At 41.0% G+C, this 19,608-nt stretch carries 24 protein-coding genes; 12 read left to right on the top strand and 12 right to left on the bottom strand.

Annotated features, from left to right (window positions below; translation table 11 throughout):
- Window positions 1-932, bottom strand: a 932-nt coding sequence (gene ftsY / locus B2Y23_RS07910) for a signal recognition particle-docking protein FtsY (RefSeq protein ID WP_291370082.1), incomplete at its 3' end; no start/stop codon positions are given.
- A 251-nt stretch (window positions 933-1,183) separates the two neighbouring features.
- On the opposite strand from ftsY, the gene B2Y23_RS07915 reads away from it, so the two are divergent.
- A complete protein-coding gene (locus B2Y23_RS07915; RefSeq protein WP_291370084.1) occupies window positions 1,184-2,497 on the top strand; it encodes a M16 family metallopeptidase in 1,314 nt (437 codons plus the stop codon).
- 47 nt (window positions 2,498-2,544) lie between these two features.
- The gene (locus tag B2Y23_RS07920; protein WP_409515230.1) at window positions 2,545-4,089 is read left to right on the top strand and encodes a M16 family metallopeptidase; all 1,545 of its coding nucleotides are present in this window, start codon (window positions 2,545-2,547) and stop codon (window positions 4,087-4,089) included.
- Here the strand turns inward: B2Y23_RS07920 and B2Y23_RS07925 are convergent.
- Together B2Y23_RS07925 and B2Y23_RS07930 are read right to left on the bottom strand one after the other, a co-directional pair.
- Window positions 4,016-4,336, bottom strand: a complete 321-nt coding sequence (locus B2Y23_RS07925; RefSeq protein WP_291354636.1) for a hypothetical protein — start codon at window positions 4,334-4,336, stop codon at window positions 4,016-4,018. The genes B2Y23_RS07920 and B2Y23_RS07925 overlap by 74 nt on opposite strands.
- Before the next feature lie 110 nt (window positions 4,337-4,446).
- Window positions 4,447-4,806 (bottom strand): hypothetical protein, encoded by a 360-nt coding sequence (locus B2Y23_RS07930; RefSeq protein WP_291354635.1) that lies wholly within the window; start codon window positions 4,804-4,806, stop codon window positions 4,447-4,449.
- A gap of 223 nt (window positions 4,807-5,029) precedes the next feature.
- Here B2Y23_RS07930 and B2Y23_RS07935 point away from each other — a divergent pair, with 223 nt between their 5' ends.
- The 3 genes from B2Y23_RS07935 (at window position 5,030) to B2Y23_RS07945 (ending at window position 6,341) form a co-directional block, all read left to right on the top strand.
- The gene (locus B2Y23_RS07935) at window positions 5,030-5,263 is read left to right on the top strand and encodes a hypothetical protein (RefSeq protein ID WP_291354634.1); all 234 of its coding nucleotides are present in this window, start codon (window positions 5,030-5,032) and stop codon (window positions 5,261-5,263) included.
- A gap of 139 nt (window positions 5,264-5,402) precedes the next feature.
- Window positions 5,403-5,777, top strand: a complete 375-nt coding sequence (locus B2Y23_RS07940) for a DUF2750 domain-containing protein (RefSeq protein WP_291354633.1) — start codon at window positions 5,403-5,405, stop codon at window positions 5,775-5,777.
- 132 nt (window positions 5,778-5,909) lie between these two features.
- A complete protein-coding gene (locus B2Y23_RS07945) occupies window positions 5,910-6,341 on the top strand; it encodes a CBS domain-containing protein (protein ID WP_291354632.1) in 432 nt (143 codons plus the stop codon).
- A gap of 84 nt (window positions 6,342-6,425) precedes the next feature.
- Here the strand turns inward: B2Y23_RS07945 and trpB are convergent, their stop codons facing one another.
- The 9 genes from trpB to B2Y23_RS07990 form a co-directional block, all read right to left on the bottom strand.
- Window positions 6,426-7,634: a tryptophan synthase subunit beta gene (gene trpB / locus B2Y23_RS07950; RefSeq protein ID WP_291354631.1), complete on the bottom strand. Its 1,209-nt coding sequence runs from the start codon at window positions 7,632-7,634 to the stop codon at window positions 6,426-6,428.
- A gap of 44 nt (window positions 7,635-7,678) precedes the next feature.
- Window positions 7,679-8,866, bottom strand: a complete 1,188-nt coding sequence (locus B2Y23_RS07955; RefSeq protein WP_291354630.1) for a vWA domain-containing protein — start codon at window positions 8,864-8,866, stop codon at window positions 7,679-7,681.
- Between the two features lie 13 nt (window positions 8,867-8,879).
- On the bottom strand, window positions 8,880-9,731 hold the full coding sequence (locus B2Y23_RS07960) for an AAA family ATPase (RefSeq protein ID WP_291354629.1): 852 nt from the start codon (window positions 9,729-9,731) through the stop codon (window positions 8,880-8,882).
- 21 nt (window positions 9,732-9,752) lie between these two features.
- Complete coding sequence (locus B2Y23_RS07965; RefSeq protein ID WP_291354628.1) at window positions 9,753-10,136, bottom strand: hypothetical protein; 384 nt, start codon at window positions 10,134-10,136, stop codon at window positions 9,753-9,755.
- A 22-nt stretch (window positions 10,137-10,158) separates the two neighbouring features.
- Window positions 10,159-10,467, bottom strand: coding sequence for a YcgL domain-containing protein (locus tag B2Y23_RS07970; protein WP_291354644.1), 309 nt, complete (start codon window positions 10,465-10,467; stop codon window positions 10,159-10,161).
- Window positions 10,468-10,596: 129 nt separating this feature from the next.
- Window positions 10,597-11,739 (bottom strand): ribonuclease D, encoded by a 1,143-nt coding sequence (locus B2Y23_RS07975; protein WP_291370087.1) that lies wholly within the window; start codon window positions 11,737-11,739, stop codon window positions 10,597-10,599.
- Window positions 11,740-11,964: 225 nt separating this feature from the next.
- On the bottom strand, window positions 11,965-12,561 hold the full coding sequence (gene recR / locus B2Y23_RS07980) for a recombination mediator RecR (protein ID WP_291354626.1): 597 nt from the start codon (window positions 12,559-12,561) through the stop codon (window positions 11,965-11,967).
- 12 nt (window positions 12,562-12,573) lie between these two features.
- Window positions 12,574-12,903: a YbaB/EbfC family nucleoid-associated protein gene (locus tag B2Y23_RS07985; protein ID WP_291354625.1), complete on the bottom strand. Its 330-nt coding sequence runs from the start codon at window positions 12,901-12,903 to the stop codon at window positions 12,574-12,576.
- A 43-nt stretch (window positions 12,904-12,946) separates the two neighbouring features.
- Window positions 12,947-14,134 (bottom strand): O-succinylhomoserine sulfhydrylase, encoded by a 1,188-nt coding sequence (locus B2Y23_RS07990; RefSeq protein ID WP_291354624.1) that lies wholly within the window; start codon window positions 14,132-14,134, stop codon window positions 12,947-12,949.
- Between the two features lie 135 nt (window positions 14,135-14,269).
- On the opposite strand from B2Y23_RS07990, the gene B2Y23_RS07995 reads away from it, so the two are divergent.
- The 7 genes from B2Y23_RS07995 to B2Y23_RS08025 form a co-directional block, all read left to right on the top strand.
- The gene (locus B2Y23_RS07995; protein ID WP_291354623.1) at window positions 14,270-15,361 is read left to right on the top strand and encodes an alpha/beta fold hydrolase; all 1,092 of its coding nucleotides are present in this window, start codon (window positions 14,270-14,272) and stop codon (window positions 15,359-15,361) included.
- A 10-nt stretch (window positions 15,362-15,371) separates the two neighbouring features.
- Window positions 15,372-16,244, top strand: a complete 873-nt coding sequence (locus B2Y23_RS08000) for an NAD(P)-dependent oxidoreductase (RefSeq protein ID WP_291354622.1) — start codon at window positions 15,372-15,374, stop codon at window positions 16,242-16,244.
- An 81-nt stretch (window positions 16,245-16,325) separates the two neighbouring features.
- Window positions 16,326-16,595 (top strand): YARHG domain-containing protein, encoded by a 270-nt coding sequence (locus B2Y23_RS08005; protein ID WP_291354621.1) that lies wholly within the window; start codon window positions 16,326-16,328, stop codon window positions 16,593-16,595.
- Window positions 16,596-16,629: 34 nt separating this feature from the next.
- On the top strand, window positions 16,630-17,043 hold the full coding sequence (locus B2Y23_RS08010) for an HIT family protein (RefSeq protein ID WP_291354620.1): 414 nt from the start codon (window positions 16,630-16,632) through the stop codon (window positions 17,041-17,043).
- Between the two features lie 303 nt (window positions 17,044-17,346).
- Entirely contained in the window at window positions 17,347-18,444 is a 1,098-nt protein-coding gene (locus tag B2Y23_RS08015) for a porin (protein ID WP_291354619.1), read from the top strand.
- Between the two features lie 466 nt (window positions 18,445-18,910).
- Window positions 18,911-19,102: a cytochrome oxidase putative small subunit CydP gene (gene cydP / locus B2Y23_RS08020; RefSeq protein ID WP_291354618.1), complete on the top strand. Its 192-nt coding sequence runs from the start codon at window positions 18,911-18,913 to the stop codon at window positions 19,100-19,102.
- The coding region (locus B2Y23_RS08025) for a cytochrome ubiquinol oxidase subunit I (RefSeq protein ID WP_291370089.1) at window positions 19,102-19,608 on the top strand (507 nt) is incomplete at its 3' end. The genes cydP and B2Y23_RS08025, both read left to right, overlap by 1 nt.

The following is a 19,608-nucleotide window of genomic DNA, read 5'->3' on the forward strand; positions in this document are numbered from 1 at the left end:
GCTTCATCAAACATTTCAACTTGATTAATCGCATTTTGACCAGTACCGGCATCGACAACTAGCATGATTTCATGCGGTGCTGTGGCATCAATTTTTTGCATCACGCGTTTTACTTTGGTCAATTCTTGCATTAAGTGACCTTTGTTATGCAAACGACCGGCTGTATCAGCAATCAGCACATCCACACCTTTAGCACGTGCGCTTTCGAAGGCATCAAAAATCACTGAAGCGCTGTCTGCCCCATGACCCTGGGCAACCACAGAAATATTGTTGCGTTCGCCCCAAATTTGTAATTGTTCTGTTGCTGCCGCACGGAAAGTATCGCCCGCAGCCAACATAACTTTTTTACCTTCGCCTTGTAAGCGTTTTGCCAATTTACCAATCGTGGTGGTTTTACCCACACCGTTAACACCCACCACTAAAATTACAAATGGGGTTTTATTTGGATCGATATGTAAAGGCTTAACGCGTGGTGCAAGCAATGCCACCAATTCTTCTTGTAAAGCCTTATACAAGGAATGTGAATAGATTAAGTCACCACGTGCAGTACGTTCGGTTAAATTGGCAATAATGGTTTTGGTTGCATCTACACCAATATCTGCCACCAATAATTGCTCTTCTACTTCTTCCAGCAATTCGTCATCGATTTCTTTACCACCAATGAGAATATTGACCATACCATCGGCAAGGTTTTTACGGGTTTTCGTTAACCCTTCTTTCATACGGCTAAAAAAGCCACCTTTAGGCGTATCGTCTTGCTCTGTTTCATTTTGCTCTGTTTCTGTGGCTACAGGCGCAGAAACGGAAGCTTGCTCATTTTGAGTTTCAACAATAGGGATATTTACCGCAGGTAAATTCGGTAAAGTGACATCGTCATCCCCGATATCAGCATCAATCAAAAATTTATTTTGCCCATTAGATTGCTGTTGCATGCCGAATCCTTGAAAAGCATTGCGTTAAAAAACAAGAATTCTAGCATAGTTTTGTCAGGCATTTCTCGGTAGACATTGAACACAACAAAAACCAACAACTTAACCTTTGCTTTCAAACAGCAGTTTCTGAAAAATGATCATAAATATAATTTATTAATGGGGTAAATCTTGTGCTCAAACGCAACTACCCACTTTTTTTAAAGCCGTCTATTTTTAAAAGTCATCTTTTAAAGTTCAGTCTGGCTTTATTGATGCTTCAAAGTGGATTGGCATATGCAGAGACACGCAGTGAATTGGCACGTACCACCTTTGAAACTACACTCAAAAACGGTTTAAAAGTCATTATTCGGGAAGATCATCGCTCCCCTATGGTGATGACGCAAATCTGGTACCGGGTGGGCAGCAGTGATGAATCTGGAAATGTATTAGGAATCTCTCATGTCCTGGAACATATGATGTTTAAAGGCACGCAAAAAGTTCCCAATGATGAGTTTACCCGTTTAAGTCGCACCTATGGTGGAAGCATCAATGCGGCAACTTTTACCAATTACACCAATTATTATCAGCTTTATCCTAAAACCTATTTACCGATGGCTTTAGAGCTTGAAGCAGACCGAATGAGCAATCTGCTATTACGCCAGCAAGATTTTGACCCGGAAATTAAAGTCATTATGGAAGAACGGCGTTTACGTACTGACGATAATCCTACAACACTGGCTTTTGAACGGTTTAAATGGATCACTTATCCAACCAGTCACTATCGGCAACCGGTGATTGGCCATATGAAAAATCTTCAAAACATTCAGCTTGAAGATGTCAAAAAATGGTATCGCGACTGGTATAGCCCGAATAATGCCATCCTGATCATTGTTGGTGATGTGGATTCTGAAAGCACTTTATTGCAAGTACAGAAATATTTTGCAGATATTCCTGCCAGAAAAACGCCGGTACGCAATGACGTCTTAGAGTTCGACCATATTGGTTATCGTCATATGGAGCTAAATTTTCCGGTTAAAGTGCCGAATCTGTTTATGGCCTGGAATGTTCGATCACTGGTCACAGCAAAAAATCCGCAAGACGCTTATGCATTAACTATTATCAAAAACGTATTAGACAGTGGAATTTCTTCACGACTGCAAGATCGCTTAGTTCGAGACAAAAAAATATTGACCGCAGTCAGTGTCTCTTATGATCCTTATAGCCGCGGAGACAGTTTACTCAGTATTTCTGCCTTACCCACCGATGGGGTGAGTTTGCCAGAGGCTGAAAAAGCTATACAAGCTGAAATTGAATTGCTCAAGACCGAGTTGATTAAACCTGAGGAAGTCGAGCGGGTAACGGCTAAATATGTCTCCAATTTGGTTTATAGCCAAGATGACATTGCCGGGCAGGCCCGGATGATCGGCAATCTGGAAATTAACGGTTTAAGTTTTCGCCTGATGGATGAATTACCGAGACATTTTGAAACTGTCACCCCTCAAGATATCCAACGTGTGGCAAATGTTTATTTTAGCCGTGACAATCTCAGCACTTTATATCTTTCTCCTGAAAATAAAACCCAATAGTGAAATTTGCCATGTTCAAGCTGCATTCCCTTGTTATCTTCGGCTCCATGATCTGGGCTCAAACAGCAATGGCTGAGGTCAATTTAAATACCCTTACCGATGACAACCCTACCCAGCTCAAATCCATTGCTGTATTACAAAGTTTAAAAATCACCAACCCACAAAATCAATTTCATGCACCTTATGTGCATGACCTGAAAAACAAATATCAAGTCCGCACATTATTTGTAGAGTCAAAAGACCTGCCGATGGTGGATATTCAGCTGACCTTTAATGCAGGTTCGGCACGTGATGAAGAAATCGCTCCCGGCTTGCATGGCTTAGCCAATATGGCGGCAAAACTGATTGATGAAGGCACAGAAAAATATACCGCCAATGACATTGCCAGTGCATTTGAACGTGTAGGAGCTCAATTTAGCGCGCAGGCATACCGGGATATGTTCATTGTAAAATTACGCGTGTTATCCGACCCTGAAAAACTTGAACCTGCTTTAGGCATGCTGCTGGAAGTGTTAAATCATTCTAGCTTTAAAAAATCCAGCATTAATTTGGTACTAAGCAATACTCAAGTTGGACAAAAGCAGATCCAGGAAAGTCCGAGCAGGATGATGGGTGTTCAGTTTTATCGCGCTTTGTATGGTAAACACCCGTATGCAGAACCCATTCCAGGCACACAGCGCAGCATCAGTAAAATTACCCCAGAACAGCTCAAGCAATTTAGTAACCAATTTTTAGTGGCACAAAATATGAATATTGCCATTACCGGTCAGCTCACTCCAAAACAGGCACAACAACTTTCTGAACGTATTGCGGGTAACTTAAAACAGGGAGAGAAAGCCAAAGCGCTGGCTCAACCAGTCGACAAATCAACATTTGATATCCGCCACATCAAGTTTAATTCCAGTCAAGCTCATGTCATGATAGGGCAATTAGGTACGACACGCTTTGATCCGGATCGACTGGCGCTGGAAGTGGCCAACCAGATGTTTGGCGGGAGTGGTTTTAATTCGATCTTGATGAAAGAGCTTCGGGTGAAACGGGGTTATACCTACGGCGCTTATAGTTCATTTTCATTTAGCTTGGCCCCGGGAACTTTTAGTTTGAGTTATTCCACCCGGCAGGATCAACTGTTCGACAGCATACAGGTCGCTCATCAGGCTTTGGTCAATTTTATCAAACAACCAATTGACCAGAAACAGCTGGAGGAAACCAAAGCCGGTATGTTACGCGCCTTTCCAAATAATTATAGAAGTAATGCCAATATCAATGCACAGTTAGGCTCAATAGGTTTTTATCACCAGCCCTCTGACTATCTGAGTAATTATCCAAAATTATTAGAAAAAATTACTGCACAAGATGTTCAAAATGCCATTCAGAAACATCTGCATCCTGAACAGCTCACCATCATCGTGGTGAATAACACCTTAGATAAGCCTGCGTTAGAAGCGCTACTGAAAAAAGATTTAAATCCGCAAAATCCTCCAAGTACACCTTCAATCGAGCAAACTTCGAAAACAGTTATTGCTCCGGTTGCAAAGGAGGTAATTGATGCGCCTGCCTCATCTCCAGATGATGAGCCTGCATCAATTTAAAATACTGGGCATAAGGAATCTGATGTTGTTGCATCAGCTGTAGAGCCATTTCCTGAGTATCTGGATAATTGGCTTGGGCGGAAAGTTGCACTACATTTTCAAACTGTTTAACTGTAATAGGCCGATGTAATGCAGTAAAAGCAAGAATCAAGATAATGGCAATGATTGTAACGATGAATCCGTTATAAATGTCTTCAAGCTTTATTTTAGATTTTAATTGAACAATTTTTTGTAAAGCAATATGCATAACCTACCTCGAATTCAAGGTAGTGTAGGATGCAGCATAAAGAAGCACAAGCAGATTTGCTCAATTTCACCGCAGTTGCAACAGAAATTGAGCAATTCTTAAATCAGCGATTAGCCAATGACATTTCGGATCACTGAAAAGTACAGCACCAATGCAATCATCCCTAATACCAATAAAATTGCGAAGACCCCAACACCTCTTTCAGCATGTACAGGATGCAGTTCATCATCATCCGCTATGCGCAGTAACTCACCATTATAGATATTATAAAAGTCTTCACGTTGCTGATAATCGAGCTGACGAGTAAAATCGTATACTCTTTTACGCTGTGCCAAACAATAATTACCCAAGTGAATTTCCTGATGAAAAACAGCTTCATCTAAATTTCTACGATGCTGATGCGCGAGCTCAATGATTTGATCTGTAGTTGGAGGCAAATCAAACGTAAAACCATCTAATGTTTTTGTCATGTTATTCTCCTTTTATTTTAAAATTACCCTATTAACATACTAAGCAAAAAATATTTTGTACATTGTTTAATCATGTAACCTTGATTTTAACCATTCTGCCCATAGATATTGTTTGACAATTTAGGTTCAATGTAATATTACTTTAACAATACTTAGTTAAATTAGTATCAAGACAAACTTAATAGTCTTAATTCGCAATCATAATTACAATAAGGAGTTTAATATGATTCAACAACTCTCTCAGCAAGACTTAGAACATGTATACGCAGATGCAGTCAATACTATTCAGTCTCAAATGAATTTTGCCGATGCAGTTCAAAAATTGGAAGAAGTGGCTCGCGCCGGACATGGTAAAGCAGCTTTATTTTTAGCAGAACTTTACTATCAAGGGTTCCGAGTAGAACGCGACTCGCTAAAAGCCCAATACTGGCAGAAGCTGGCCACCATGCAAGCTTAATCAAACGTCACCCAGGTGGCGTTTTTTAATGCCTTCTGTTTTTAATTACATAAATATTTACATTGTTTCTCAAAGCTTAAACAGAACTTTCATCTTGATTCCTTACAATAAGCGCTGAATCCACTACACGTATTCTGGTATGAGACGCATTAATTCATTACAACCTATTCCTAAAGACTTATTTTTTAAGATCACGGTTTTAAAATCTATGATGTATTGTGGTGTACTGTGGGGCTTATATCATCAGCAAGGTTGGGCCATGATGTCTGACCATGAAGATTATATTTTTCCATTCTGGCTAAACGGTATGCAGGCCCAAAAATATGCCGAATGCCATTGGCCAAATTATACACCACGTAAAATTACCCCGGCAGATTTTCAGGAAGCCTTACTACCAACATTAACCCGTTTAAGTGTAACCCCTGCACTTTGTAATTCATCTAGTCAAAAATTTAAATTAACCACGCAACAGATGCGTCATTTCTTTTTTGCTGAATCTTTACAATCTGCTTAAATATTTGTGCAAAGACTTAAAAATGAAATATCAAGAAATGTAAAATTTTATTTATGACCTGAAAAGTATTGGCATTTTTCTTATTTCGCGCTAAGTTTAATGTCAAATAAAGAACAAGAAGGATGATAATAAATGACCAATGTTGCACAAGTTATTCAGGATAAAATAGATAAAACCATTTTTACGATTGACCCAGAATCGACAGTACTTGAAGCCATTTCACTTATGGCAGATAAAGGCATTGGTGCACTGGTGGTCACGCAGCATGATAAAGTTGTAGGTATCTTTTCCGAACGTGATTACACCCGTAAAGTGACACTGATGGAACGAACCTCGAAGGAAACCACAGTCAGTGAAATCATGACTGCCAAAGTACTGACCGTGACGAAATCCACCAGTGTTGAAGACTGTTTGGGCTTAATGACTGATCGCCATTTACGTCATCTTCCTGTAGTTGAAAATGAGAAACTGGTAGGCTTAATCTCGATCGGAGACCTGGTCAAAGCTGTTATGGAGGATCAACGAAAACTCATTGATCAATTGCAGCAATATATTGCCAGTTAAGCTTTTAAAGCACACAAAAAACCTCTCATTTTGAGAGGTTTTTTAATCTATTAATTCTCCCTTTAATAAAGGGAGACTTTATAATTAGTTCAAGCCTAATTTTTCAGCCACATAGTCCGAATCTTTATCACCACGACCTGAAACATTAACCACAATTTTCACATCTTTCGCCATTTTTGGTGCTTCACGGATTGCCCATGCCACCGCGTGAGAGCTTTCTAGTGCAGGCACAATTCCTTCTACACGTGACAATGTCATAAAGGCATCCAGGCATTCCTGGTCTGTGGATGTGGTATATTCCACACGGCCCAAGTCTTTAAGCAAGCTATGCTGTGGACCTACGCCCGGATAATCCAGACCAGAAGCAATTGAGTGTACTGGTAAAGGTTCACCTTGCTCGTCTTCAAGCACGTAGCAAGCCATACCATGCAGTTGACTCGGTTTACCCAAAGTCAATGTTGCCGAATGCATAGCAGTATCCAGACCATGGCCTGCAGGCTCTACACCGACCAGTTTCACATCGGATTCATTTAAAAATGCAGTGAAAGCACCCATGGCATTGGAACCACCACCGACACAGGCTACGATATAATCTGGATTCGAGCCAAAACGATCATTGGTCTGAACTTTGATTTCATCGCCGATAATAGCCTGAAAGTCACGCACCATTTTTGGAAATGGATGTGGACCAACCACCGAACCAATCGCATAGATGTAATTTTTCGGATCTTTTAAATATTCTTCAAACGCACTGTCTACTGCATCTTTTAAAGTAGCAGTACCACGTGTTACAGAAATCAGGTTGGCACCCAAAATTTTCATTTTCACGACGTTAGGATGTTCTTTTTCAATATCCACTTGACCCATATGAATTTCACAAGGAATGCCTACCAAAGCACAGGCCGTAGCCAAAGCCACACCATGCTGACCCGCTCCTGTTTCCGCGATGACTTTCTTTTTGCCCATATATTTGGCAAGTAAAGCTTCACCCAGGCAATGGTTAATTTTATGCGCACCCGTGTGGTTTAAATCTTCACGTTTCAGGTAAATTTGCGCTCCACCCAATTGATCCGACAAACGCTTGGCATGAAACAATGGACTTGGACGGCCGACATAATTGGCAAATAAATCTGCCAATTCATTTTGAAATTCTGCAGTATGGCGAATTTGCTCATACGCCACATTAATTTCGTCCATCGCTTCTTTTAAATGAGGTGGAATAAACTGACCACCGTATTGTCCAAAGAAACCTTCTTCATTGGGTAATGGGATGCCATTAATTTGATGATCCATTTTCAATTCCTTCATTTAAAAGAACACATTTAATTTCAATGCGTTTAGCGCGCCAAATATTTTGTCATGTCTTCCACACCTTTTAAGGTCATCGGATACATATGATCTTCAAAGATTTGCTTGATCTGACCGATGGTATGGGTGTAATGCCAATAACGGTCTTCTTCGGGATTCAGCCAGGCGGTTTTTTCAAAATGTTGACGCAGGCGCTGCAACCAGACATGGCCAGCTTCATCATTCATGTATTCCACCGAACCACCTACAGAACTCAACTCATAAGGTGCCATACTGGCATCCCCAACCACAATTACCCGATAGTCGCGTCCATAGGTATTGAATAGATCCCAAGTGTTCATGCGCGTGTTAGAACGGCGGATATTGTCCTTCCAGACATAATCATAGAGACAGTTATGGAAATAAAAATACTCTAAGGTTTTAAATTCGGTTTTGGCCGCACTGAATAGTTTTTCACATTGCGCGATGTGTGAATCCATCGATCCACCAACATCAAACAGCATCAGGACTTTGATGCGGTTGCGACGTTCTGGTACCAGTTGTACGTCCAGTATGCCCTGCTTCGCCGTTTCACGAATAGTACCGTTAATATCCAGTTCTTCAGCCGCGCCTTGACGGGCAAATTTACGCAAACGGCGGAGTGCCATTTGCATTTGCCGGGTACCTAAAATCTGTTCGTCATCGAGGTTTTGGTATTTACGCTGTTCCCAGACTTTAACGGCTGAGCGTTTACGTCCCGGTCCGCCAATCCGCACGCCTTCAGGATGATCACCGTAGGCACCGAATGGCGATGTGCCACCAGTACCGATCATCTTGTTTCCGCCCTGATGCTTCTTGTGCTGTTCACGAAGGCGCTCTTCCAGCATCTTCATCAGTTCTTCAAGTGAACCGGCTTTTTTCAGCTCTTCGCGCTGCTCAGGGGTGAGATGCTTTTCCAGCAGTTCCAGGTCAAACCAGTCTTTCGGCAGTTTATGCACTTGATTGAGCAAATCATCCAGATCAAAAGTCGAGATGCCATCAAAATAATCTTTCATGGCACGGTCAAACTTGTCAAAGAAGCGCTCATCTTTAACCATAACCGTTTTAGTCAGCTGATAGAACTCATTCTGATTGGCAAAAACCAGGCCCGAAGCCACTGCCTCATTCAGATCAATCAGTTCACGTGTTGAAACCGGCACACCGTATTTGCGTAAGGTATAAAACAATCGCACAAACATGCGTGTTTCTCCCTTAGCGACGTGACATAAAGGCTAAACGTTCAAGCAACTGTACATCTTGTTCGTTTTTGATCAGCGCACCGTATAATGGTGGAATCGCTTTAGATTTATCATGATTACGCAAGATATCTTCCGGCATGTCATCGGCCATCAGCAAGCTTAACCAGTCAATCAGTTCAGAGGTTGATGGTGGTTTCTTTAAGCCCGGAATCTGGCGAAGCTTGAAGAATACTTGTAATGCTTCATTGACCAAAGCTGTAGACACCTGCGGGAAATGTACATCAATAATTTCGCGCATGGTCGTTTCATCAGGGAATTCAATATAATGGAAGAAACAGCGACGCAAGAATGCATCCGGTAATTCTTTCTCATTATTTGAAGTAATAATCACGATTGGACGTTGCGTCGCGGTGATGGTTTCCCCTGTTTCATAAACAAAGAACGACATTTTGTCCAGTTCATGCAATAAGTCATTCGGAAACTCGATGTCTGCCTTGTCAATTTCATCAATCAACAATACGCAGCGTTCTTCACTGGTAAAGGCTTCCCACAATTTTCCAGGTTTGATGTAGTTTTTAATGTCATAAACACGATCGTCGCCTAACTGGCTATCACGCAAACGCGATACCGCATCGTATTCATACAAGCCTTGCTGCGCTTTGGTGGTCGACTTGATGTGCCAGGTGAGCAGCTTAAGCCCCAAGCTTTCTGCGACCTGTTCAGCAAGTAGCGTTTTGCCTGTACCCGGCTCGCCTTTAACCAAAAGTGGCTTTTGCAGACTACGTGCAGCTTTAACAGCAAGTTTTAAACTATCAGTCGCAATGTACTGATCTGTACCGGAAAATTGTTGAGTATCGACAGACATGATCTAACCTTATTGTTTTACTTAAAGCGGTGAACTATTTTTGTTTGCGACAAATTTTGCTTTGTTGGCCATATATTTTGACCATAAAGCACCAATGACCAAGCCCAGACCTACTACAAAAAGAATGAGAGAGGCATTTGTCCAGATTAAAGCTTTTTCTTTGGTTAAAATACCAAATAACAATCCGAAAAAAGCTGGGGCAATAGAAGCATTATTTCCTTCAGAAACTGTAGGCGTGAGTAAAATCGCAAACCCGATCAGCCATGTCATTCCACCTAGCGGCTTAGGCAAGCGTTTTGCAATGGCATACCACGCCCAGAGAATAATCAGACTTCCTACAAGATATACCGTAACAGCAATGCTATCTTCAGGAATTGAATCTAGTAGAGAAAAAAAACCATTCATGGTTACAGCTCCTGATTAACCATTAAGCACCACGCAGCCCTTCAGGCGCAACTGCATTGGGATTGATTAACCCTTCTGGAGGTACTTGAATAAAGAAACCTTTAGTTTCAATCGAGTCGATCACATGCATGACATTTACACGTGCCAGTTTACGGCTTTCGGTTAACTCTAAATCCATGACAAATGTTGCACGTCCAAATGCAACGCGCATCGCTTCCGGTAAAACTTCCAGCGGATTGGCTGCTTCAGCTTCATTGTCAGTAGCTTCCGGGCGGGCGATGTAAAGATACATTTCATCTTTTTTGCTAGATTTAAAAATTGAACAGTGCATAGTTGAAACAGTACTCATAAAACTCAGGACAAAGCATACAGCAAAAAAAAGACCGATACATTAGTGATTATTAACGCATCAGTCGTGATTTTGTATAATTGTTAATTCTTTAAACAGAATGATTAAAAATTAATCCATCACTTTCATCTGAATAGACAGATAATTTTCGTCTGCATGCAGAACTTCAATCAAGGGCTTGGTTAACAGCTCATAGCGCCAACCTAAAAGATAAGCCGGTAAATCCTGTTCATCATTATGAAAGACCACATGCTGGTACAGTGCATTGAGCCATTTTTTACGCATCAATACTTCTTTAGGGACTTGGGTTTCTCGCACCACAGCCTGAATGACATTATCGACTTTTTCACCAATTTCTTTAGAGGAATGACGAATTGGACGAGCCATACGCAGTGGCCATTCTGCCTGCTCAGGTAGGAATTTCAGTAAATCCAGAATGGTTTTGCCGTATTCACGCACAATATTCTGTCGAATATCTTTAATGCTCGATAACTGGAAAGGATTGCGTGGATTTTTTTCCACCAGATCAATCATGGTTGAATTTTTTAGGATAAAACTACGCGGATAATTCAGCGCTTTAACCATCTGTTCACGCCATACCGCCAGTTGCTGTAATTGCATCAATTGACGGCGTGAATGACGATAATTGCCAATATCGTGATAAAGCAGTTCTAGCGGAGTTTCCTGACCGATTTCATAGGTCAGATGACGGCAATCTTCCAGGGCAAAATCCAGTAAATTTTTCTCAGTTAACTCATGTTGAATTTTATTCGACAGGTTCATGAGATACAGTACGTCATTCGCAGCATAGCTCAGCTGTTCCGGACTAAGTGGACGCGCCAACCAGTCAGATCGGGTCTGGTCTTTATCAATTTCAACATCCAGCATGTGCTTTAACGCATTTTGATAGCTCATCTGTAACCCATGCCCTAAAAAGGACATACCGACCTGAGTGTCAAAAACATTGCTTAGACTTTTTTGCTGGGCATAATGATAGATGAGATCAATATCTTCGCTGCAGGCATGAAAGATATTCTGCTCAGCATGAAACAGTTTTTTCCAGAATGCTGACAAATCCAGACTTGCGCCATCCAGTAAAAAAACCTGACCTGCAACATTGATTTGAAATACACCCAATTTAGGCCAAAGAGTATCAACCTTGATGAATTCGGTATCCAATCCATAAATGGATGTTTGCCCCATCAAGTGCAGAATATTTTCTAAGTCTTTTTGTTGCTGAATGAACTGAAACATATTACCGAGTCTAAAAACCAGATTCTCTTAAACGTATATTACCCTATATATAAAATTTAGATATAACTAAATTTACAATTAGGACGTATAATCACTATTTTCAAGTATTTTTTTTTAAAGACAATCATTCTTTATATATTTTTTGTATAAGTTTAAATTTCGTTCAAGTAAATGTTACCTAAGTCTTATTTTGCACCATAAATGATAAAATAAGCACCTAAGTACTTATTTCATACGCATACGATTATGTACCGCCTGGCTTAGCGTGTGACTATCCACATATTCAAGTTCTCCCCCTTGAGGAACACCTTGCGCAATCCGGGTCATCTGAACGGGCAAATGCTTGGTTGCTTCCACCAGGTAATGTGCTGTCGCCTGACCTTCTACAGTCGCATTGGTTGCCAGAATGACTTCAGAAACCCCGCCTTGACTTAAGCGCTGAATCAGATAAGGAATACCAATTTCTTCAGGCCCAATACCATCGAGTGGCGATAAATGCCCACCCAATACATGGTATTTGCCACGAAAACTGCCACTTTGTTCAATCGCCATCACATCTGCCGGTGATTCCACTACACAAAGCAACTGATCATCACGTTCATGCGAAAGGCAGATATCGCACACTTCATTTTCAGTCAGTGAATGGCAGACGCTACACTCATGAATATAAGTCGCTGCTTCATTCAAGGCATGTGCCAAACCGACAGCACCTTCCCTATTTTTCATGATCAGGTGTAATGCCATGCGCTGAGCCGATTTCGGCCCAACACTTGGCAAAATACGTAATGCCTGTACCAGCTGATCAAATCGATCACTAAACACTCAGCATATTCCTTAGAATAAACCGGCAAGGCCTGGCGGCAAGCCCATACCTGAGTTTGCAGATTTCATTTTTTCTTCTGAGATCGCTTCAGCTTGACGTGCAGCATCGTTCATTGCAGCCGCAATCAAGTCTTCAATCATATCTGCATCATCTTGCAAAAGTTCAGGATTGATCTCAATACGTTTTACCACGTTACGGCAAGTCATGGTCACTTTTACCAAACCACCGCCAGCTTCAGCATGAACTTCAGTTTGCGCCAGTTCTTCTTTGGCTTTTTTCATGTTGTTTTCAACATCTTTCTGCATGCGCTGCGCTTGCTGCATCAACATATTAATGTTCATAAAATTCTCCGAACAATCAATTTCTAAATTAATATCTATAAAATTAGATTAAATCTAAACCACGACTAATGTCGCGAATAATATCATCAATATCTTCTAAACCAACAGAAACGCGAATTAAACCTTCACGAATACCGGCAGCTTCTTTCGCTTCTGCTGAGAGTTTACCGTGAGTTGTGGTGGCAGGGTGAGTAATTGTCGATTTCGCATCACCTAAATTACCAGTGATAGAAATAAATTGGGTGTTGTCAATAACTTTCCAAGCCCCTTCACGACCACCTTTCACTTCAAACGAAACAATACCACCGAAACCAGTTTGCTGTTTCTCTGCAAGCTCATGACCGACATGTGAAGGCAAACCAGCGTAATAGACTTTTTCAACTTTTGGATGAGTATTTAGGAATTCAGCCAGTTTCTGTGCACTTGCTGAATGTTCACGCATACGTAAACGCAAAGTTTCCAGACCTTTCAAGAATACCCAGGCATTAAATGGGCTCATTGATGGTCCGGTAGTACGCACATAACCAAAGACTTCTTCAAGCAGTTTGTGATTACCCACCACGGCGCCGCCCAAAGCACGGCCTTGACCATCAAGATATTTAGTCGCGGAATACACCACCAAGTCCGCACCGAATTTGATTGGTTGTTGCAATACTGGCGTACAGAAGCTGTTATCAATCGCAAGCAACGCACCATGGGCATGGGCAAGATCAGCCAGAGCTTGAACATCGGCAACTTCAGCAAGCGGATTAGATGGAGATTCTACAAATAACAGCTTGGTTTCAGGCTTGATGGCATTTTTCCATGCTTGCACATCTGTCAAATCAACAAAATCAACGCTGACACCAAATTTAGCCACGTATTTTTCGAATAACGAAACAGTCGAACCAAACACAGCACGTGAACAGATGATATGATCGCCCATTTTCAAATAGGACATTGCCACAGCCATAATGGCTGCCATACCTGAACTGGTTGCCACAGCGCGTTCAGCACCTTCCAAAGCAGCCAAACGCTTTTCGAACATCGCTACAGTCGGATTGGTAAAACGCGAATAAATATTTCCCGGTTCCTGTCCTGAAAATTTAGCGGCTGCTTCTGCTGCATTTTCATAGACGAAAGATGAGGTTAGGAAAATTGGCTCGCCGTGCTCACCTTCAAAACTGCGGGTATGACCTGTACGAATGGCTAAAGTATCTAATTGGTATTCAAGGTCGTCTTGTTGGCTCATCTTTACTACCCAGTCCTGCTGCCTTTGCTAATAATTGCCAACATTTTGAGCGCCTATGGCATTTAAGGTCAAGGTATAATGCATAAATATCGCCTACACTTCGATCAATCCACTCATAGGTTAGTAGCACCAGCAATGATTCAAGTTAAAAATAGAATGGCTAAACACAAAAGCAAACTCAAAAACCTGTCAACGACTTTATTCAATTCAAAATCACTGGTTCTATCGCAAACTACGCCTTATGAAGTCATTGCTGAGTATAAACAAACCCGTGTGCGCTATTACGCCTCACCCGATAAACAATATAAAGAACCCTTAGTCTTTGTTGCTCCACTTGCGATTAACATGGCCATTTACGACCTGTACCCATATCGCTCACTGGTAAAACATTTTCAACATAGTGGCTTTGATGTCTATTTAGTCGAATGGGGTCAATACAGCTATAAAGATCGCTTTCTGAATTTCATGTCATTTATTGACGATGCCATTCCCCACTGCATTGCCCAAATTCGTCAGCATTCCAGCAGTGATGAAATTTCACTGCATGGCTGGAGCATGGCCGGTGTCTTTGTCATGCTATATACCGCCCTGCAACAACCCAATTTTGTCAAAAACCTGATTGTCCTGGGTAGTCCGGTAGACAGTCATGCATCGGGGCGTACCGGTAAACTGTTTCAAAAGGTCAATCAACTGATTGCCAAAAATAAAGTGCTGCAAAACAAGATCTATTCTGAAGCCTTGCCAAAATCTCTCATCCATACCCCAGGATTACTGAATACTTTTGGCTTTAAAATTATTGATCCAATGGGATGGGTACAAAGCCAAAAGCAGTTTTTAGCCAACCTTGATAACCTGCAAGCCTTATACGAACATGCCACCATGGGCAACTTCCTGAATCGTATGATTGACTACCCAGGCGGTATCAATCAGGACATGATTTTTAATGTCTGGCTACAAAATCCGCTCAAAAACGGCGTTATCAAATTACAAGATAAGAATATCGAATTAAAAAATATAGCGTGTTCCTTATTGGTCGGTGCGGGCCGCAGCGATCAGATTGTTTCTGAAAATGCCGTTAAGCCTTTAATTGAATTGACAAATAGTAAGGATGTCACGTTTACTCTTATCCCCGGTGGTCATTTAGGACTGATGTCCAGCCAGTCTAGTGCTAACGAATTTTGGCCTTTTATGACCACCTGGCTTAAACAGCGATCGAGCAAAATATAAAGGACACATCATGATTCAGTCAGTTGCATTTATCGGCTTAGGTGCTATGGGTTACCGTATGGCAGCACATTTACCTCAACATTTCGGTACAGTCTATGTCTGGAACCGTAATTTCGAAAAAGCTAAACAACATGCAGCTGAATTTGGTACGCAAGCGGTCGAACTCGAACAGGCAGTTCAGGCCGATATAATTTTTTCATGCCTGCCAACCAGCCAGGATGTAGAAGAGCTGATTAACGGCATAAGCATCAAATCTGGCGCAGTCTGGGTGGATTGCACCAGCGGTGTACCCGAATCAGCCATAAAACTTAGCCAGAAGTTAAAAGCGCTGGATGTAGATTTTCTGGATGCACCGGTCAGTGGTCAAACCATTGGCGCCGAAAATGGTACCTTAACGGTCATGATTGGCGGTGACGCTGCTGCTTTTGAAAAAGCCTTTCCAGCCATTCAGGCCTTCGGCAAGCTGATTAAACATGTTGGTGCATCAGGCGCAGGATTTGCAGTGAAAGCGGTCAACAATATGTTATTGGCAGTCAATCTTTGTTCAGTCGCTGAAGGTTTCACCACCTTAAAAGCACATGGCGTAAATTTGCATGAAGCTTTAGACTGTATTAATGCCTCAAGCGGTAAAAGTGGCGTCACAGAAACCGTATTGCCACAACGGGTGTTAAACCGTAGCTTTCCACTCACTTTTGCTCTACCGTTATTGGCCAAGGATACGGGTATTGCCCTGGATCTGGTGCGTGATGCTAAACTGTCAGCTCCGGTGATTGCCTTAACGCAAAGCCTGATTCAGTCAGCCAGCAATTTAGCAGAAAAAGACAGTGACTTTTCTAGCGCTGTAAAAATGTATGAATCATGGAGTAAAATTACACTTGAGTAATAACTCGCCATTGAATAATGATAATTAAACCTAATATTGTGATGATGTGTCATACACAATGTTCCAACAGAGGAAAACCTCATGATTAAGTTTACTGTTGCAATGTTTGCAAGTTTTGCAACTTTGCTTGGGGCAACGGCATTTGCCGCAACGGCCGAGCAAGAATGTCAAAAGTTGAAAAATGACCATGATGTCATTTATGCTTCTAAAGGTTTTTGCTTTAAAGATCCTGAAGCCAAGGCGAAGTATGGTAATGATAACTGCTATACAACCAAGCCAAAATTTTCAGAAAAAGAGCAACAACGACTTGACGCCATCAAAGATCGTCAGAAAGAATTGAGCTGTAAATAATTACAGCTCTTCATTTTCTTTCTAAGGACTCGCTATGCTTTACGATGATCAAAATATTTTTGCACGAATTATTCGCAACGAACTTCCTGCAATTAAAGTGTATGAAGACGAACAGGTCCTCGCTTTTATGGACATCATGCCACAAGCTGAAGGTCATACTCTGGTCATCCCGAAAACACCTGCAGTGACCTTGCTTGATCTGCCACCTGATGCAGCGGCCTATACCATTCAAATTGTGCAAAAAGTTGCTCAAGCGATGAAAGTAGCACTCGATGTTCAAGGAATTGTATTGATGCAACTGTCAGGTGCATCTGCTGGGCAAACGGTTCCGCATGTACATTTCCACTTGATTCCAAGTTCAGTGCATGAACTCGGAAAACATGCCTTAAATATGGGCGACCAGGAAAAAATTAAAGCCCTGGCGGAAAGAATTAAAGCTGAACTTTAAAATTCACTATAATTTTAACTTGTCAAAAATGGAGCTTCGGCTCCATTTTTTTATCTCTGCGATTAAACCAATCTATCTTACGACTTTTAATTAAAAATTAAATAATTGAAAAACAATAATAATTATTAATTTACTTAAAATTCTTCGTCATAAAACTGTCATCTAGCTTTCACTTCCCCGTCATAAAGTTTGCAGATACTGCTTAGCAAGTTGGTGAGCTTATGTAATTTTTTGTACACAAGCAAACTATAAAAAGAGTCGACAGGGCAACCGCCCCATAAAAGTGTTTTTGGAGAAACTTCGATGAAAAAATTGCTTCTCGCTGCTACCGTAGCAACCTTAAGCGTAAGTGCAGCGCAAGCAGCACCAACATTGTATGGCAAGCTCAATGTAACTTTAGATCAAATTGACAAGAATGGCTTCAAAGATGAAAGCATCACCAAATTAAACTCTAACTCTTCACGTTTCGGGATTAAGGGCGAAGAAAAACTCACTGATAAATTATCTGCCATTTATTTAGCAGAATGGGCAATTGCTACAGATGGTTCGGGTTCAGATGTCGACCTGAATGCACGTAACCGCTATATCGGGATCAAATCAGATGGGATCGCTACTTTAAAAGTAGGTAAATTTGATTCTTACTTTAAGACTGCTGCGGGCAATAACCAGGATATTTTCAACGATCACACTGAACTGGATATGACTTCAGTTTTGGCAGGTGAAGATCGTTTGAACAACGTGATTGGTTTTGAAATCGACAAAAAATTATTAGGTGGTTTAGGCTTCAACATCATGTTCCAGCAAGGTGAAGAATCTTCAACTACAGACAGTGCGACCACAGGTTATCAAGGTAGCCGTGATGGTTTCGGTGATGGCGTTTCAACATCACTGTCTTATGACAACAAAAATCTAGGCTTAGCTGCAGCTGTAGCAGGTAACTTTGGGGTGGCTTCTAAATATAGCGCTTACAGTTTATCTAACATTTATTCAGATGCCATCCGTGTGACTGGCTCGGTAGATTTAACTAAAGCAGGTGTTGATGGTCTGGTTTTCGGTGCCCTTTGGCAGACCGCCCAACCTACTGACGATTCGGTAACAACAACGGCGGGCACACCAGCGGTGGTAACATCGTATAAAGGCCTTCAAGAAGATGCGTACGGCCTTACTGCTGCTTATGTCATTCCATCTACTCCAATTAAGTTAAAAGCAGAATATATTTCTGCGACCACTCAATCGGATGGTCGTAATGACCGTAAACAAGACCTGTATGGCTTAGGTGCTGATTATCAACTTAACAAACAAGCCCGAGTCTATGGTGTTGTGGGTCAACAGAAGCGTGACTGGTTAGCCCAAGATGATACCAAAACTGTGATTGGCCTCGGTATGGAATATAACTTCTAATTTAAGCATGCATAAAAAAGACCGTTCTAAATGCGGTCTTTTTTATTTACTCACTGAAAAATATGCTCTCGGCTTTAACTGTCTTCATTATTTTAAAATAGTTCATTCATGATATTTAATTTATTGCCACAAAATAAGAATGAACCTAATTTATCCCAGTAAAAAAATACTACATAAAATAAATACGACTGTTTTAGTTGGTTTAAAAAAATAATTATAAGCATTTTAGTCGGATTTAATAATTTAAATATAAGTATTTTAGTCGGAATTAAAATTATTAATACAAAGCATTTTAGTCAACTTTAAAATCATAAAGATTTAGTTTATTTTTTAACATTATTATAATTTAAGTTATTGTTTTTAATATGTTAAATAATATATTTTTATTTTAACTGTTTAATCTATTTATTTTTAGTAATTTTTTGTTTAATAATATACATTAGGTTTTGAAAATAGGCTTATTTGCATGAGCTTAATACCCAAAGATTTCAATCAAAGATTAGTTCGAGAGATCGCAATCATATTAATAATCAAGATTGCTCTCCTACTCACGATTAAACATATCTGGTTTGATGCCCCTACTATTCCCCAAAATTTTGACAATCAAGTTGCCGAGCATATTGCTGGCAGTCCTTCCCCAATCAAGGAGACACGTTGATGATTTCTGAAAGCGTGGTCGATCTTTCGCGGTTCCAATTTGCAATGACCGCGTTGTATCACTTTATATTTGTACCTCTTACTCTTGGTCTGGCCTTTATTCTTGCCATTATGGAAACCACCTATGTGATTTCCGGTAAAGAAATTTATAAAGACATGACTAAATTCTGGGGAAAACTTTTTGGTATTAACTTTGCCTTAGGTGTAACTACAGGCTTAACCATGGAGTTCCAGTTTGGTACAAACTGGGCGTACTATTCGCATTATGTCGGTGACATTTTCGGTGCGCCACTCGCTATTGAAGGATTAATGGCATTTTTCCTGGAATCGACTTTTATTGGTCTATTCTTCTTCGGCTGGGACCGGCTTTCTAGAGTTCAGCATTTAGGCGTGACCTGGCTGGTTGCACTGGGTTCCAACATGTCGGCACTCTGGATTTTAGTTGCCAACGGCTGGATGCAAAACCCGGTAGGTGCAGCGTTTAACTTCGAAACCATGCGTATGGAG

Origin of the sequence: Acinetobacter sp. UBA5934 (genome assembly GCF_002430855.1) — a bacterium.
Classification (GTDB): Bacteria; Pseudomonadota; Gammaproteobacteria; order Pseudomonadales; family Moraxellaceae; genus Acinetobacter.